The sequence below is a fragment of the Pseudomonas sp. PKS genome (assembly GCF_051913525.1).
Lineage (GTDB): Bacteria > Pseudomonadota > Gammaproteobacteria > Pseudomonadales > Pseudomonadaceae > Aquipseudomonas > Aquipseudomonas guariconensis_D.
In genome coordinates this window covers 81,645-96,428 of the sequence record NZ_JBEGDO010000012.1, presented here as the reverse complement: position 1 = coordinate 96,428, position 14,784 = coordinate 81,645, and the positions used below count along the sequence as shown (strand labels likewise).

The window sequence follows — 14,784 nt, the reverse complement described above, 5'->3', positions numbered from 1 at the left end:
GTGAGCCCGCTCCCCCCGGGGCGATCAGCGGCAGAAATGCCTGGGTGTTACACTGTCCGCCACATAGCCTGAATATAAAGAGGGGAGGCCAGGCCAACGCTGAGCCTCCCCGAGCGTTTCTGGACTAAGCATGAGAATACTGATCATTGGGCCCAGCTGGGTCGGCGACATGGTGATGGCGCAGACCTTGTTCCAGTGCCTGAAGCAGCAGCACCCCGAATGCGTGATCGATGTGTTGGCCCCTGAGTGGAGCCGGCCGATCCTCGAGCGCATGCCCGAGGTGCGCCAGGCCCTGAGCTTCCCGCTCGGCCATGGCGCGCTGGAGCTGGCCACGCGCCGGCGCATCGGCAAATCCCTGGCGGGCCAGTATGACCAGGCGATCCTCCTGCCCAATTCGCTGAAATCGGCACTGGTGCCGTTTTTCGCCGGCATCCCCAAGCGCACCGGCTGGCGCGGCGAAATGCGCTTCGGCCTGCTCAACGATGTGCGCAAGCTGGACAAAACCCGCTACCCGCTGATGATCGAGCGCTTCATGGCCCTGGCCTATGCGCCAGGGGCCGAGCTGCCACAGCCTTATCCACGCCCAAGCCTGCGGATCGAAGCGCAGAGCCGTGACGCGGCGCTGGCCAAGTTCGGCCTGGCGCTTGACCGACCGGTGCTGGCGCTGTGTCCAGGCGCCGAGTTCGGCGAGGCCAAGCGCTGGCCGGCCGAGCACTACGCCGAGGTCGCTGACGCGATGATCCGTCAGGGCTGGCAGGTGTGGCTGTTCGGCTCGAAGAACGACCATCCGGTGGGTGAGTCGATCCGGGATCGGCTGATTCCAGGGTTGCGCGAGGAGTCCTACAACCTCGCAGGGGAAACTTCCTTGGCCGAAGCCATCGACCTGTTGTCCTGCGCCGATGCCGTGGTGTCCAACGATTCCGGGCTGATGCACGTGGCCGCCGCCTTGAATCGCCCGCTGGTGGCCGTCTACGGCTCCACCTCGCCGGGCTTCACCCCGCCTTTGGCCGAACAGGTGGAGATCGTGCGCCTGGGCATCGAATGCAGTCCTTGCTTCGATCGCACCTGCCGCTTCGGTCACTACAACTGCCTGCGTCTGCTCGAGCCCGGCAAAGTGATCGCCGCGCTCACGCACCTGGGTGGGCCGAACCTGATCGATGTCCTGGCCGAGGTCGACTAAGTGCGGGTCCTGATCATCAAGACATCTTCGCTGGGCGACGTGATTCACACGCTGCCCGCGATCACCGACGCCGCCCACGCTCTCCCTGGTATCCGTTTCGACTGGGTGGTGGAGGAAGGTTTCGCCGAGATCCCTAGCTGGCACCCGGCGGTTGACCAGGTCATCCCGGTGGCGATCCGGCGCTGGCGCAAGAATCTCTGGCAGACGATCAAAAGCGGCGAATGGAAGGCGTTCAAACAACGCCTGCGCGCGCGCAAGTACGACTTGGTGATCGACGCCCAAGGCCTGGTCAAATCGGCCTGGCTGACGCGCTACGTAAAGGCGCCGGTGGCGGGGCTCGACCGTTACTCCGCGCGCGAAGGCTGGGCCAGCCGCTTCTATGACCGACGGTTGTCGGTCGCCGTCGGTCAGCATGCCGTGGAGCGGGTGCGTCAACTGTTCGCCCTGGCCCTGGCCTATGACCTGCCCGAAGGCCTCGGCCGCTACGGCCTGGACCTGGATCGCCTGCAACTGCCGCCTGCCGCGCCGTACGTGGTGTTCCTGCATGGCACCACCTGGGCCACCAAGCACTGGCCTGAGGCCTACTGGCGTGAGCTGGCCGAGCGCCTGGGCCGGCGCAACCTGCAGGTTCGCCTGCCCTGGGGCAACCCGGTCGAGAAAGCCCGCGCCGAGCGCATCGCCCAGGGCTTGAAGAACTGCGAAGTCCTGCCCAAGTTGAACCTGGCGGGTGTTGCCCGCGTACTGGCGGCGGCCAAGGCCTGCGTGGCGGTGGATACCGGCCTGGGCCATCTGGCGGCGGCACTGGATGTGCCGACCATCTCCCTGTTCGGCCCGACCAACCCTGGCCTGACCGGCGCCTACGGGCGTGTGCAGGTCCACCAGGCCAGCGACTTCCCCTGCGCGCCCTGCCTGCAGAAGAAGTGCACCTACAAACCGAGCGCGGAGGACTTGCGCCGGTTCGATCTCAAACGCGAGTGGCCGCTGTGCTTCACTCGCCTGAATCCCGAGCATGTGGCGAGCCGCTTGAGCGCGCTGCTGCTGGCTGAGGATGTTCGTTGATGCAACTGGCTTTCGTGCTTTACAAATATTTCCCCTTCGGCGGGCTGCAGCGCGATTTCATGCGCATTGCCTTGGAGTGCCAGAAGCGGGGCCACCAGATCCGTGTCTACACGTTGATCTGGGAAGGCGACATTCCGCCGGGCTTCGAGGTGCTGGTGGCGCCGGTCAAGGCACTGTTCAACCATCGCCGCAACGAGAAGCTCAGTGCCTGGATGGCTGCGGACCTGGCCAAGCGCCCGGTCGATCGCCTGATCGGTTTCAACAAGATGCCGGGGCTGGATGTCTACTACGCCGCCGACGGCTGCTTCGAGGACAAGGCCCAGACCTTGCGCGGCGGGTTGTACCGCCGCTGGGGCCGCTACCGGCATTTTGCCGAGTACGAGCGCGCCGTGTTCGCCAAGGACGCCCGCACCGAGGTGCTGATGATCTCGGAGGTACAGCAGCCGCTGTTCATCAAGCACTACGGCACCCCGCTTGAGCGCTTCCACCTGTTGCCGCCGGGGATTTCCCAGGACCGCCGACGCCCGGCCGACGCCGAGGCGATCCGCGCGGAGTTCCGCAAGGAGTTCGGGCTGGGCGAGGACGATCTGCTGTTGGTGCAGATCGGCTCGGGCTTCAAGACCAAGGGCGTGGACCGCAGCCTCAAGGCGCTGGCGGCGTTGCCCTCGGCGCTGCGCAAGCGTACCCGGCTGATGGTCATCGGCCAGGACGATCCGAAGGTGTTCCAGTTGCAGAGCGCCACGCTGGGCCTGGGCGAGCAGGTGCAGTTCCTCAAGGGACGCAGCGATATCCCGCGCTTCCTGCTCGGGGCCGATTTGCTGATTCACCCTGCCTACAACGAAAACACCGGCACCGTGCTGCTGGAGGCCCTGGTGGCCGGCCTGCCGGTGCTGGTTTCCCAAGTGTGCGGCTATGCCCATTACATTGCCGAGGCCGACAGCGGCCTGGTGCTGGACGAGCCGTTCGAGCAGGAGCAGCTCAACCGTTACCTGCAACGCATGCTCGAAGACGGCCAGGCGCGTGCCGCCTGGGCGCGCAACGGGCTGGCCTTCGCCGATACCGCGGACCTTTACAGCATGCCGCAGCACGCCGCCGACGTGATCCTCGGGCAGGAGCAGGCATGAAGCTGATACTGGCCGAGCCGTTCAAGCGCCTGTGGGCCGGGCGCGACCCCTTCGAGGCCGTGGAGGCCCTGCAGGGCGAGGTGTTCCGTGAACTGGAAGGCCGCCGCACGCTGCGCACCGAGGTCGAGGGCGAGGGGTACTTCGTCAAGATCCACCGCGGCATAGGTTGGGGTGAGATCTTCAAGAACCTGTTCAGCGCCAAGCTGCCGGTCCTCGGCGCCGGCCAGGAGTGGCGCGCCATCCAGCGTTTACACCAAGCCGGCGTGCCGACCATGACCGCCGTAGCCTACGGCGAGCGCGGCAGCAACCCGGCGAGTCAGCATTCGTTCATCGTCACCGAAGAGCTGGCACCGACCATCAGCCTGGAAGACTTCAGCATCGACTGGGTCAAGCAGCCGCCCCAGGCGCGCCTGAAATGGGCCTTGATCGCCGAGGTGGCGAAGATGACTGGCGGCATGCACCGTGCCGGGGTCAACCACCGCGACTGCTACATCTGCCACTTCCTGCTGCACACCGATCGACCAGTGACGCCGGAAGATTTCAAGCTGTCGGTAATCGACCTGCACCGGGCCCAGACCCGTGACAAGATCACCCGCCGCTGGCGCGACAAGGACCTGGCTGCCCTGTATTTCTCAGCCCTGGACATCGGCCTGACGCGCCGCGACAAGCTGCGCTTCTTGCGTGGGTACTTCCAGCGCCCGTTGCGCCAGGTGTTGGCCGATGAGGCCGCGCTGCTCGCCTGGCTCGAGCGCAAGGCGCAGAAACTCTACGATCGCAAGCAACGCTATGGGGATGCGCTCTGATGGCGGGTTGGACACTGGCACCAGGCTACGAAGGCCTGGCGGCGGATTTCGGCAGTCTCGATGCGGTGTTCGCCCTTCAAGGTGAACGCCTCACCCGTGACCCGCTCAGCGAAGTGGTGCGCATCGAGCGGGATGGGGTCAACTATTACGTCAAACGCTACACCGGTGCCGGCAAGGCCCTGCGTCGCTACGTGGGGCGACCGCGCATCAAGGCCGAGTGGCAGAACCTCAAGCAATTTGCCAAATGGGGAATCCCTACCGCCGAAGTGGTGGCCTGGGGCCTGGAACGCAACGGCCTGGGTTTTGGCCGCGGCGCGATGATCACCCGCGAGCTGCCCAATACCGAGGATCTGTCCGCCCTGGCCGAACGCAAGGACCCGCGTCTGGCCGACCGCTCCTGGGTCGACCATGTCAGCCGCCAATTGGCCAGGCATACCCGGGTCATGCACGATCATAACTTCGCCCACAACGACCTGAAGTGGCGCAACCTGCTGGTGGACGACAAGGCGACGTTGTTCTTCATCGATTGCCCGACCGGCGACTTCTGGCGGGGTTGCCGTGCCCTGATGCTGCGCCACCGCTTGATCAAGGACCTGGCGTGCCTGGACAAGGTCGCCAAATACCACCTGTCGGCAACCCAGCGCCTGCGCTTTTACCTGCAGTATCGCGGTCACCAGCGCTTGGATTCCAGGGACAAGCGACGGATCCGTGAGGTGGTGAGCTTCTTCGAGGGAAGGGAATGACCGATTACCTGTCCAGCGCCGACGAGGCGCTGCTGCAACGTCACGGGCTGAATGACTTCGAGGCGCTGTGGGCGCTGCAGCTCGAAGCCGTGGACGAGCCCAACACCGGCCGTGGCGGCTGGAGCAGCGTGTTTCGCCTAGAGCTCGAAGGCAAGGGGTTTTACCTCAAGCGTCAGAGCAACTACCTCACGCGGACCCTGCACCGGCCGTTTGGCGAGCCGACCTTCGCCCGCGAGTTCCGCAACATCAGCCGTTACCAGAAACTCAAGATTCCCGCCTTGCAGGCGGTGTTCTATGGTGAACGCAAGGGCAACGGCCAGCACCGCGCCATTCTCATGACCCGAGCACTGGATGACTGGCGCGACCTGGACAGCCTGCTGGCCCAGTGGCCGCAACTGGCGACCGGGCAGCGCGAGAGTATCCTCAAGGCCTGTGGCCAGCTGGCCCGCACCCTGCACGCGGCAGGCCAGGTGCACGGCTGTTTCTACCCCAAGCACATCTTCCTGCGTGAGCGTCGCGAAGGCTGGCAGGCCCAGTTGATCGACCTAGAGAAGACCCGCCCGCTGTTAATGGGCATGCGTGACCGGCTCAAGGACCTGGAACCCTTGCTGCGCCGTGCCTGCGCCTGGGGCGAGGCGGACGTGCGCAGCCTGCTGGCGGCCTACCTCGAGCAGCCTGTCGACAGCAGCCTGGTCGACACCTGGTTGCAACGCCTGGTGCGTCGTCGCCGTGAAAAGGAGACGCGTTGATGCGTTTGTCTGAACTCCAAAGCGCCGGGCGCAGCCCGTCGTTACCGCTGAGCGTGACCCTGGCCGATGCGGCCGGCAGCGCGGACCTGCAATTGCTCAGTCTGCTGCGCGTGCTGCCGGGTCAGCGCTATGTCGGTGCCGGTATCTGGCGTGGCACGCCGGTGCTGGCCAAGCTGTTGGTCGGCGGCAATGCCGCCCGACACTTCCAGCGCGAACTCGAAGGTGTGAGGTTGCTCGCCGGCCAAGGCCTGCCGACACCCCAATTGTTGGCCGATGGCCTGAAGGAAGGCGAAGGCGGCTGGTTGTTGTTCGAGTTCCTCGAAGATGCCCAGAGCCTGGGCGACGCCTGGGCGGCGGTGGAGAACCTGCCGGTGCTGGCCGACGCGCAGCAGCAGGTGCTGGGCGAAGCGCTCGCCGCCGTGGCACACATGCACGCCAAGGGCCTGTGGCAAGAAGACCTGCACCTGGACAACCTGCTGCGTCATGGCGGTCAGCTGTACTTGATCGACGGAGGCGGCATCAAGGCCGAGACCCCAGGGCAGCAACTGTCGCGCCAGCGGGTGCTGGAAAACCTCGGCGTGTTCTTCGCCCAGTTGCCCAAGCGCCTGGAGCCGTTCATCGAAGAACTGCTGGTCCATTACTTGTTGGCCAATGCCGAGCATGCCCTGCCGCTGGAAGCCTTGCAGAAGCAGATCGACAAGGTGCGCAACTGGCGCTTGAAGGATTACCTGGAAAAGGCCGGGCGCGAGTGCACACTGTTCAGCGTCGAGCGCAGCCTCTCGGGCCTGCGCGCAATTCGTCGCGCCGAAGTGCCAGCCATGCTGCCGGTACTGCAAAACGCCGATGCGTTGATCGATGCGGGGCATCTGTACAAGACCGGCGGTGCGGCCAGCGTGGCGCGTATCGAGGTCGATGGCCGCACGTTGGTGCTCAAGCGCTACAACATCAAGAACACCGCCCACTGGTTCAAGCGCTTCTGGCGCCCCAGCCGCGCTTGGCACTCCTGGATCGAAGGGCACCGTCTCGCATTTCTCGACATCGCCACGCCGCGGCCGCTGGCAGTGTTGGAGGAGCGGGTCATGGGCCTGCGCAGCCGAGCCTTTTTGGTCACCGAGTATGCCGACGGGCCGGACCTGATCGAATGTTTCCAGCCTTACGTCGAGAGCGGCGAGGCGCCTGAGGAACAGGTGCAGGCATTGGTGCACCTGATGCAGCAACTGATTCACGAGCGCATCAGCCATGGCGATTTAAAGGGGCACAATCTGTTCTGGCAGGACGGTAAATGGTCGCTGATCGACCTGGATGCCATGTGCCAGCACGCCACCCAGCTCAGCTTCGCCCCGGCCTATGCCCGTGACCGGGCGCGGATGTTGCGCAACTGGCCGAGCAGCAGCGCGTTGCACCAGCGGCTGGATGCGGTGTTGCCGCGCATCGATCAGTAGGCGGTACGAAGGCTACAAGCTGTATTGCTGCGTCTTGCGCCGACGCCACTGCTGCAGACGCAGGTTCAACTGCAAGGGGCTGTCGAGCTGCTGGCGGCGGGCCTGGCTGAGCAGGATGAGGGCCAGTTCGGCTGTGACCAGGGCATCGGCGCTGGCGTGGTGGCGTTCTTCTGCCTGCAGGCCGAAGCGGGCGATCCAGTCGTCCAGGCTGGCTTCGCGCAGCACGGTATCAGGGTTGAGCATCGGTGCCATTTCGGCCACATCGAAGAAGTGATGCTGCAGACGATAGCCGAGGCTGTCCTTCAGGGCGCGGGCCAGCATGCGCTGGTCGAAGGGCGCGTGGAACGCCAGCACGGGGCTGTCGCCCATGAATTCCAGCAAGTCGAGCAGGGCGGTAGCCGGGTCGCAGCCAGCGGCCAGGGCGCTGGGGCCCAGGCCATGAATCAGGACGCTGGGGTTGGTCTTCTGCGCCGGGCGGTGCAGGGTGCGCTCGAACTGTTGGCGAAAATCGATGGCGCCATCCTCGATGGCTACTGCACCGATCGACAGCACTTGGTCGCGGTTGACGTTCAGCCCGCTGGTTTCCAGGTCCAGCACTACCCAGCGCTGCTCGCGCAACGACAGCACGCCCAGTGTCGGCGCGGTCTTGGGCAGGCGCGCAATGCGCTGGCACAGGTCGGCGTCCAGCGACGGCGGGGCCGGTCGCAGCCAGGCGAACAGGCTCATAACTGGTACCGCAGGGCCAGGCTGCTTTGCAGGCGCTGAGCCTGGCGCAGGGACTCACGCAGGATGCGTCGGTCCAGGTGGTTGAGGCTGTCTGGGTCGAGCCGGTTGGAGTAGGGCAGGTTGTCGCGGCTCTGGCGCTGGTGCTGTTGCATGCGGGTCTGCTGGATGAAGTGGTAGGCCTCTTCGTAGGCGGCGCCATCCAGTGGCTCGATGATGCCTCGGGCTACCAGGTGGCGCAGACGTTCCAGGGTATTGCAGGCTTTGATGCCATTGGCCAGCGCCAGCAGGCGTGCGCCATCGACGAAGGGTGTCAGGCCCTGGACCTTGAGGTCGAGGGTCGCGGCCTTGTCGTTGCCCTGACGGGTCAGCACGAACTCGCGCAGGCGCCCTACCGGCGGGCGTTGGCGCAGGGCGTTGTCGGCCATCATGCGCTGGAAGATGCGGTTGTCGGCGACCTGCTCGAGAATACCGCGGCGCAGTTGTTCGCAGCCCTGTTCGTCGCCCCAGACCACCCGCAGGTCGAAGTAGATGCTCGAGCCCAGCAGATTCTCGGGGCTGGCCTCACGGATGAAGCCGGCGAAGCGGCGCGCCCATTCGCTGCGCGACAGGCACAACTCGGGGTTGCCGGCCATGACATTGCCTTTGCACAGGGTGAAGCCGCACTGGGCCAGGCACTGGTTGATGTACTGGGCAAGCGGCAGCAGTCGGGCGCGAATCGCCTCGGCCTCGGCGGCGTCATTGGCTTCGAAGAGAATGCCGTTGTCCTGGTCGGTGTGCAGGGTCTGCTCGCGGCGGCCTTCGCTGCCAAAGCACAGCCAGCTGAACGGCACGCCCGGGTCGCCGCGTTCGGCCAGGGCCAGCTCGATCACCCGGCACACGGTATGGTCGTTGAGCAGGGTAATGATCTGGGTGATCTGCGTCGAAGAGGCGCCATGGGCAAGCATGCGTTCGACCAGTTGGCCGATCTCGCCGCGCAGCGATACCAGGTTCTCCAGGCGTGGGGCGTGGCGAATGGTACGGGCCAGGTGCACCAGGTCGACCCGTTGCAAGGAGAACAGGTCCCGCTCGGACACCACGCCGCACAGGCGTTGGTTATCCACCAGGCAGACGTGGGCGATATGCCGTTCGGTCATGGCCATGGCGGCGTCGAAGGCGCTGGCCTGGGGGCTGAGGTAGAACGGCTGGGCGGTCATGTAGCGCTCGATCGGCGCGGTCAGTTCGGCGCTGGCGTCGGCCACCACCTGGCGCAGGTCACGCAGGGTGAAGATGCCGAGAGGGAAGCGCTGTGGGTCGACGATGACGATGCTGCCGACCTGCTGCTCGTGCATCAGCCCCACGGCTTCGCGCAAAGGGGTGTCCGGCGTGCACACCACCGGGTGACGCATGGCCAGCTCGCCTAGCGGCGTGTTGAGGGAATACTGGGTCCCCAGGGTTTCCACGGCGCGTTGGCGCACTTGCTGGTTGACCTGGTCGAGCAGGCTGCTGACGCCACGCAAGGCGAAATCGCGAAACGGCTCGGACAACGAGAACACGCGGATGAACGCGCTCTTGTTCAGTTGCAGGCAAAAGGTGTCCTCACCGGCCAGGTGCTCGGTGCGGGTGGCGCGCTCGCCCAGCAGCGCCGCCAGGGGGAAGCACTCGCCACTGGCGATCTCGAAGGTGGTTTCCATGCCCGGCTTGGTGACGTGCTGGCGCTCGCCGACCACTCGGCCTTGCTTGACGATGTAGAAGTGTTCGACCGGGCCGTCGGCCGGTTTGATGATGCTCTCGCCGCTGGCGTAGAAGCGCAGCTGGCACTGTTCCACCAGGTAAGCCAGGTGGCTGGGCTCCATCTGGTTGAACGGCGGGAAGCGCTGCAGGAACTGCAGGGTACCCTGGATGTTCTGCAGCACTGCCGTTCTGCCGGCCTGGCTGTAGGCGTCCTTCTTGCTCATGGAACTGACCGCATGTAGGGGGCACTAGGCGCAGGCCCTGTTGTTCTAAGGCTCCATGGTCGGCCGCTGGGCCTGCGGTGCCCATTGGACGTAAGTCTATAAGGTGCGGCATGCCCTGAATGGAAGGCGTCTGGGTGTCAAATAGACGACGAAAGGTGCCTTGCATAGCATTGTTTTGCGGTCTGAACTGTTAGAACGGGATTTTTTTGACGAGATGACCATGGCTGAGCATGACGACATCCTCAGTGACGACGAGCGCGAGGCATTGGCCACGCTGACCGCTCCGCCGGCGCCGTCGCAACGGGTGCTGGTGGTGGACGATGATGTCGCGAACCGCGAAGCGTTGTGCCTTTACCTCAAATCCAAGGGCATCGACTGCATCACTGCTGATGGAGCCCAGGCGGCGCTGGGTCTGCTCAAGCGCAGGGCTAACATCGGCCTGATGATCACCGACCTGCGCATGGCGCCCAAGGACGGGCTGGAACTGATTCGGCTGGTACGCGAGTCGGCATGCGCGGCACTTTCGATCATCGTGGTGTCGGGCGACACTGATGTGAAGGAGGCGGTGGACGTCATGCACCTGGGGGTGGTGGATTTCCTGCTCAAGCCGGTGGACCTGGACAGGTTGCTGGAACTGGTGAGAAAGGAATTGGGGATCGAGTAAAGCATTGGGGCCGCAGAGCGGCCCCAAAAGGTTTTACAGCCCGTTACGTGCCTTGAACTCGCGGCGACGACGGTGCAGCACTGGCTCGGTGTAGCCGTTCGGCTGCTTGGTGCCTTCGATGACCAGCTCGATAGCGGCCTGGAACGCGATGTTGTCATCGAAGTTCGGTGCCATCGGGCGGTACAGGGCGTCACCGGCGTTCTGCTTGTCGACCACCGCTGCCATGCGCTTGAGGCTTTCCAGAATCTGCGCCTGGCTGACGATGCCATGGCGCAGCCAGTTGGCCAGCAGTTGGGCGGAGATACGCAAGGTGGCGCGGTCTTCCATCAGACCGACATCATTGATGTCCGGCACCTTGGAGCAGCCTACACCCTGGTCGATCCAGCGGACCACGTAACCCAGGATGCCCTGGGCGTTGTTGTCCAGCTCGTTGCGGATCTCTTCTTCCGACCAGTTGGTGTCGGCCGCCAGCGGAATGGTCAGGATGTCGTCCACCGAAGCCGGTGCGCGCTTGGCCAGCTCGCGCTGACGCTCCTGCACATTGACCTTGTGGTAGTGCAGGGCGTGCAGGGTGGCGGCGGTCGGCGATGGTACCCAGGCGGTGTTGGCGCCGGCCAGTGGGTGAGCGATCTTCTGCTCGAGCATGGCCGCCATCAGGTCCGGCATGGCCCACATGCCCTTGCCGATCTGGGCGCGGCCCTGCAAACCCGTGGCCAAGCCGATGTCGACGTTGTTGTTCTCGTAGGCGCCGATCCACTTCTCGTTCTTCATGGCGCCTTTGCGCACCACGGCACCGGCTTCCATGGAAGTGTGGATTTCATCACCGGTACGGTCGAGGAAGCCGGTGTTGATGAATACCACGCGCTCGGCAGCAGCCTTGATGCAGGACTTGAGGTTGACCGTGGTACGGCGTTCCTCGTCCATGATGCCGACCTTGACGGTGTTGCGCTTCATGCCCAGCAGGTCTTCGACGCGGCTGAAGATCTCGGCGGCGAAGGCTACTTCCTCCGGGCCGTGCATTTTCGGCTTGACGATGTAGACGCTGCCAGTGCGGGTGTTCTTGCGGCTGGTGTTGCCCTTGAGGTTGTGCAGGGCGATCAGGTTGGTGAACAGGCCGTCCTGGATACCTTCGGGAATCTCGTTGCCTTGGGCATCGAGGATCGCCGGGTTGGTCATCAAGTGACCGACGTTGCGCACGAACAGCAGCGAACGACCGTGCAGGGTGACGGTGCCACCGGCGGGCGCGGTGTACTCGCGGTCAGGGTTCATGGTGCGAGTGAAGGTCTTGCCACCTTTGGTCACGCTCTCGGACAGGTCGCCTTTCATCAGGCCCAGCCAGTTGCGGTAGACCACGACCTTGTCATCGGCATCGACCGCGGCGACGGAGTCTTCGCAGTCCATGATGGTGGTCAGGGCCGATTCCATCAGGATGTCCTTCACGCCGGCGGCGTCGGTGCTGCCGACCGGGGTGCTGGCATCGAACTGGAGTTCGAAGTGCAGGCCGTTGTGCTTGAGCAAGATGGCGGTCGGGGTGCTGGCGTCACCCCGGAAACCGATCAGCTGGGCGTCATCGCGCAGGCCGCTGTTGCTGCCGCCCTTGAGAGCGACGATCAGCTTGCCACCGTCGATGCGGTAGCCGGTGGAGTCGGCGTGGGAGCCGGCAGCCAGGGGCGCGGCTTCGTCGAGGAAGGCGCGACCGAAGGCAATGACCTTGTTGCCACGGACCGGGTTATAGCCTTGGCCTTTCTCGGCGCCGCCTTCGTCGCTGATGGCGTCAGTGCCATAAAGTGCGTCGTACAACGAACCCCAACGGGCGTTGGCGGCGTTCAGGGCGAAGCGGGCATTCATCACCGGTACGACCAGCTGTGGGCCGGCCATGTGGGCGATTTCTTCGTCCACGTTCTCGGTGGTGGCGTGGAAATCCTCGGCTTGTGGCAGCAGGTAGCCGATTTCCTGGAGGAAGCGCTTGTAGGCCGCGGCGTCATGGGCCTGGCCTTTGCGTGCCTGGTGCCAGGCATCGATCTTGGCTTGCAGTTCGTCGCGCTTGGCGAGCAGGGCTTTGTTCTTTGGAGCGAGGTCATTGATGATCTTTTCCGCACCCGCCCAGAACTGCTCGGCGACGATGCCGGTCCCTGGAATGGCTTCGTCGTTGACGAAGTCGTACAGGACCTTGGCGACCTGAAGGCCACCGACTTGAACGTATCCAGTCATTGCTTGCCTCACTCTGCTCAGCTATTTCGCTCTTCTGTATTAAGCCTGTAGCGCTTCTCTAAACACGGCACCAGTACTTGCCCTCATCATATGAGCGCGGCTGGGTGCGGCTCGCCAGACGGGCTGGCGGGCGGGTTGCGTATTTTCACAGGCGCCTTGGCAGACATCCAATCGACGTTTTGTAGTCCGCACCGAGGCATACTACATGAGGCAGTAGGCCGGTGAAAATCAGACTAAAAGCGTCGTTGTGCGACCAATCGGTCGCGTATGGTCACGCTGGGAGAGGATATGTTCGCAAAAAACAGGTGGATTGTTCCAGATAAATCTTGAAACAGTACACGATTAGTTGTGCGAACCGCCCTGCGGCAGGTTGCCGCGCCTTGCCTATACTGAGGCGATGCCCCCGTATTTCGCCGCGCGCAGCGGTGTCCCAGACCCAACAGCAGAGCTCAGGAGCGGCCCCGTGGACCATCTCGTACTGACAGTGATTGCCCCCGATAAAGCCGGGCAGGTCGAGCGTATCGCTCAATGCATTGCCGAGCATAACGGTAACTGGCTGGAGAGTCGCATGTCGCGGATGGCCGGGCAGTTTGCCGGGATCCTGCGTGTGGCGGTGCCGGCCGAGTCCTATGACGATTTGGTGGAGGCCCTGCACAAGCTTTCCAGCCACGACATTCGCGTGCTGATCGCCGAGAGCGGCATCGAGCCTTCCTGCACCTGGAAACCGATCGCCATGGAGCTGGTGGGCAACGACCGCCCCGGGATCGTGCGCGACATCACCCGGTTGTTGGCCGAGCAGGGCGTGAATCTGGAGCGCTTCACGACCGAGGTGCGCCCGGCGCCGATGAGCAGCGAGCCGCTGTTCTGCGCCGATGCATTGTTGGCGCTGCCACTGACGTTATCGCTGGATGACCTGCAACGGCGGCTGGAGAGCCTGGCGGATGATCTGATGGTCGAGCTGAAGTTGCGGCCCGAAGAGTGAATGCTGGCGGGTAATCCCGTGGAAGGGTTATCCCAGATTCGTGGGGGCGGCGCTGTGGATAACCTGGGGGCGCACCGCTGTAGCCCAGGCCTGTCAGGGCTTCTGGCGCTTTGAGCAAAAAATGTCCAGATTTCAGTGTGTTGTGCACAAAGCGCGGGGACGAGGGTGTGGATAACCTTTGGAGACATCGCTGCAGGCCACGCCATACGTGGCTTGCAGCGGTTTGTTCGTTTTTTGATCAGGCGCGTTTGCGCAGGCTCAGCCAGGCATCCACGCTGTAGAGGGCCAGGCCTGCCCAGATGAAGACGAACGCCAGCAGTGTGCTGGACGACAGGTGTTCACCGAACAGCAGTACCGCCTGCAGCAGAACCAGGGTCGGCGCCAGGTACTGCAGGAAGCCCAGGGTGGTGTAGGGCAGGTGACGCGCGGCGGCGTTGAAGCACACCAGCGGAACCAGGGTGACCGGCCCGGCTGCCATCAGCCAGAGGGCTTCGCTGCTGGTATAGAAGCTGGCGTGGGCGCTGGTCGCCTCTGGGTTGAGGAGCAACCAACCGGCAGCCAGGGGCACCAGCATCCAGGTTTCCACCACCAGGCCAGGCAGGGCTGCCACCGGTGCCTGTTTGCGGATCAGGCCATAGAAGCCGAACGACAACGCCAGCACCAGCGACACCCAAGGCAGGCTGCCGACTTGCCACACCTGCTGGGCCACACCCACCGCCGCCAGGCCCACTGCCAGCCATTGCAGGCGACGCAGGCGCTCGCCGAGCAACAACATGCCCAGCAGGACGTTCACCAAGGGGTTGATGTAGTAACCCAGGCTGGCTTCGAGCATGCGTCCGTTGTTCACCGACCACACATAGGTCAGCCAGTTGCCGGCGATCAACGCCCCGCTCAGGGCCAGGATGCCCAGGCGCCGCGGGTTTTCACGCAGTTCGCGCCACCAGCCCGGGTGCTTCCAGACCAGCAGCAGGAGCGAGCCGAACAGCGCCGACCAGAGTACGCGGTGGACGATGATTTCCACCGCCGGGACGCTCTGGATGGCTTTGAAGTACAGGGGGAACAGGCCCCAGATGATGTAGGCGCTCAGGCCCAGGATGTACCCGCGGCGCGGGTTGGCGGCGTGCATGGAGAGTCCTTGCTTAGGTAACTAAATACTGCACGCCTATT

13 protein-coding genes are annotated in these 14,784 nt (G+C 64.2%); 9 read left to right on the top strand and 4 right to left on the bottom strand.

What is annotated here, in order from left to right:
• The first annotated feature begins 130 nt into the window (after nt 1-130).
• The 7 genes from waaF to ABOA88_RS14280 are packed head-to-tail and all read left to right on the top strand — an operon-like array spanning nt 131 to nt 7,100.
• Nucleotides 131-1,180 carry a lipopolysaccharide heptosyltransferase II gene (gene waaF, locus ABOA88_RS14310; protein WP_196167870.1) on the top strand — a complete coding sequence of 350 codons (1,050 nt, stop codon included), beginning with the start codon at nt 131-133 and terminating at the stop codon, nt 1,178-1,180.
• Nucleotides 1,181-2,239 carry a lipopolysaccharide heptosyltransferase I gene (gene waaC, locus ABOA88_RS14305; RefSeq protein ID WP_196167869.1) on the top strand — a complete coding sequence of 353 codons (1,059 nt, stop codon included), beginning with the start codon at nt 1,181-1,183 and terminating at the stop codon, nt 2,237-2,239. It abuts the gene before it with no gap.
• Nucleotides 2,239-3,363, top strand: coding sequence for a glycosyltransferase family 4 protein (locus tag ABOA88_RS14300; RefSeq protein ID WP_196167868.1), 1,125 nt, complete (start codon nt 2,239-2,241; stop codon nt 3,361-3,363). The genes waaC and ABOA88_RS14300 overlap by 1 nt, the downstream gene beginning before the upstream one ends.
• Nucleotides 3,360-4,166, top strand: coding sequence for a lipopolysaccharide core heptose(I) kinase RfaP (gene rfaP / locus ABOA88_RS14295; RefSeq protein WP_043212621.1), 807 nt, complete (start codon nt 3,360-3,362; stop codon nt 4,164-4,166). Before ABOA88_RS14300 ends, rfaP begins: the two co-directional genes overlap by 4 nt.
• Complete coding sequence (locus ABOA88_RS14290; RefSeq protein WP_196167867.1) at nt 4,166-4,909, top strand: lipopolysaccharide kinase InaA family protein; 744 nt, start codon at nt 4,166-4,168, stop codon at nt 4,907-4,909. Before rfaP ends, ABOA88_RS14290 begins: the two co-directional genes overlap by 1 nt.
• Nucleotides 4,906-5,658 (top strand): lipopolysaccharide kinase InaA family protein, encoded by a 753-nt coding sequence (locus ABOA88_RS14285; protein ID WP_367850648.1) that lies wholly within the window; start codon nt 4,906-4,908, stop codon nt 5,656-5,658. Before ABOA88_RS14290 ends, ABOA88_RS14285 begins: the two co-directional genes overlap by 4 nt.
• The gene (locus tag ABOA88_RS14280) at nt 5,658-7,100 is read left to right on the top strand and encodes a lipopolysaccharide kinase InaA family protein (protein WP_196167865.1); all 1,443 of its coding nucleotides are present in this window, start codon (nt 5,658-5,660) and stop codon (nt 7,098-7,100) included. Before ABOA88_RS14285 ends, ABOA88_RS14280 begins: the two co-directional genes overlap by 1 nt.
• Before the next feature lie 12 nt (nt 7,101-7,112).
• Here ABOA88_RS14280 and ABOA88_RS14275 read toward each other — a convergent pair whose 3' ends face one another.
• Both ABOA88_RS14275 and ABOA88_RS14270 read right to left on the bottom strand, forming a co-directional pair.
• Complete coding sequence (locus ABOA88_RS14275) at nt 7,113-7,826, bottom strand: 3'-5' exonuclease (protein WP_367850649.1); 714 nt, start codon at nt 7,824-7,826, stop codon at nt 7,113-7,115.
• Nucleotides 7,823-9,760, bottom strand: a complete 1,938-nt coding sequence (locus tag ABOA88_RS14270) for a DUF294 nucleotidyltransferase-like domain-containing protein (RefSeq protein WP_070571968.1) — start codon at nt 9,758-9,760, stop codon at nt 7,823-7,825. Before ABOA88_RS14270 ends, ABOA88_RS14275 begins: the two co-directional genes overlap by 4 nt.
• A 214-nt stretch (nt 9,761-9,974) precedes the next feature.
• Between ABOA88_RS14270 and ABOA88_RS14265 the strand changes: the two genes are divergently transcribed.
• Nucleotides 9,975-10,424 (top strand): response regulator, encoded by a 450-nt coding sequence (locus ABOA88_RS14265; RefSeq protein WP_230387537.1) that lies wholly within the window; start codon nt 9,975-9,977, stop codon nt 10,422-10,424.
• A 33-nt stretch (nt 10,425-10,457) separates the two neighbouring features.
• Here ABOA88_RS14265 and ABOA88_RS14260 read toward each other — a convergent pair whose 3' ends face one another.
• Nucleotides 10,458-12,635, bottom strand: coding sequence for a malate synthase G (locus tag ABOA88_RS14260; protein WP_367850650.1), 2,178 nt, complete (start codon nt 12,633-12,635; stop codon nt 10,458-10,460).
• A 463-nt stretch (nt 12,636-13,098) separates the two neighbouring features.
• On the opposite strand from ABOA88_RS14260, the gene ABOA88_RS14255 reads away from it, so the two are divergent.
• Nucleotides 13,099-13,617 (top strand): glycine cleavage system protein R, encoded by a 519-nt coding sequence (locus tag ABOA88_RS14255; protein ID WP_196167861.1) that lies wholly within the window; start codon nt 13,099-13,101, stop codon nt 13,615-13,617.
• A 238-nt stretch (nt 13,618-13,855) separates the two neighbouring features.
• Here the strand turns inward: ABOA88_RS14255 and rarD are convergent, their stop codons facing one another.
• Nucleotides 13,856-14,743, bottom strand: coding sequence for an EamA family transporter RarD (gene rarD / locus ABOA88_RS14250; protein WP_090346268.1), 888 nt, complete (start codon nt 14,741-14,743; stop codon nt 13,856-13,858).
• Nucleotides 14,744-14,784 lie beyond the last annotated feature (41 nt).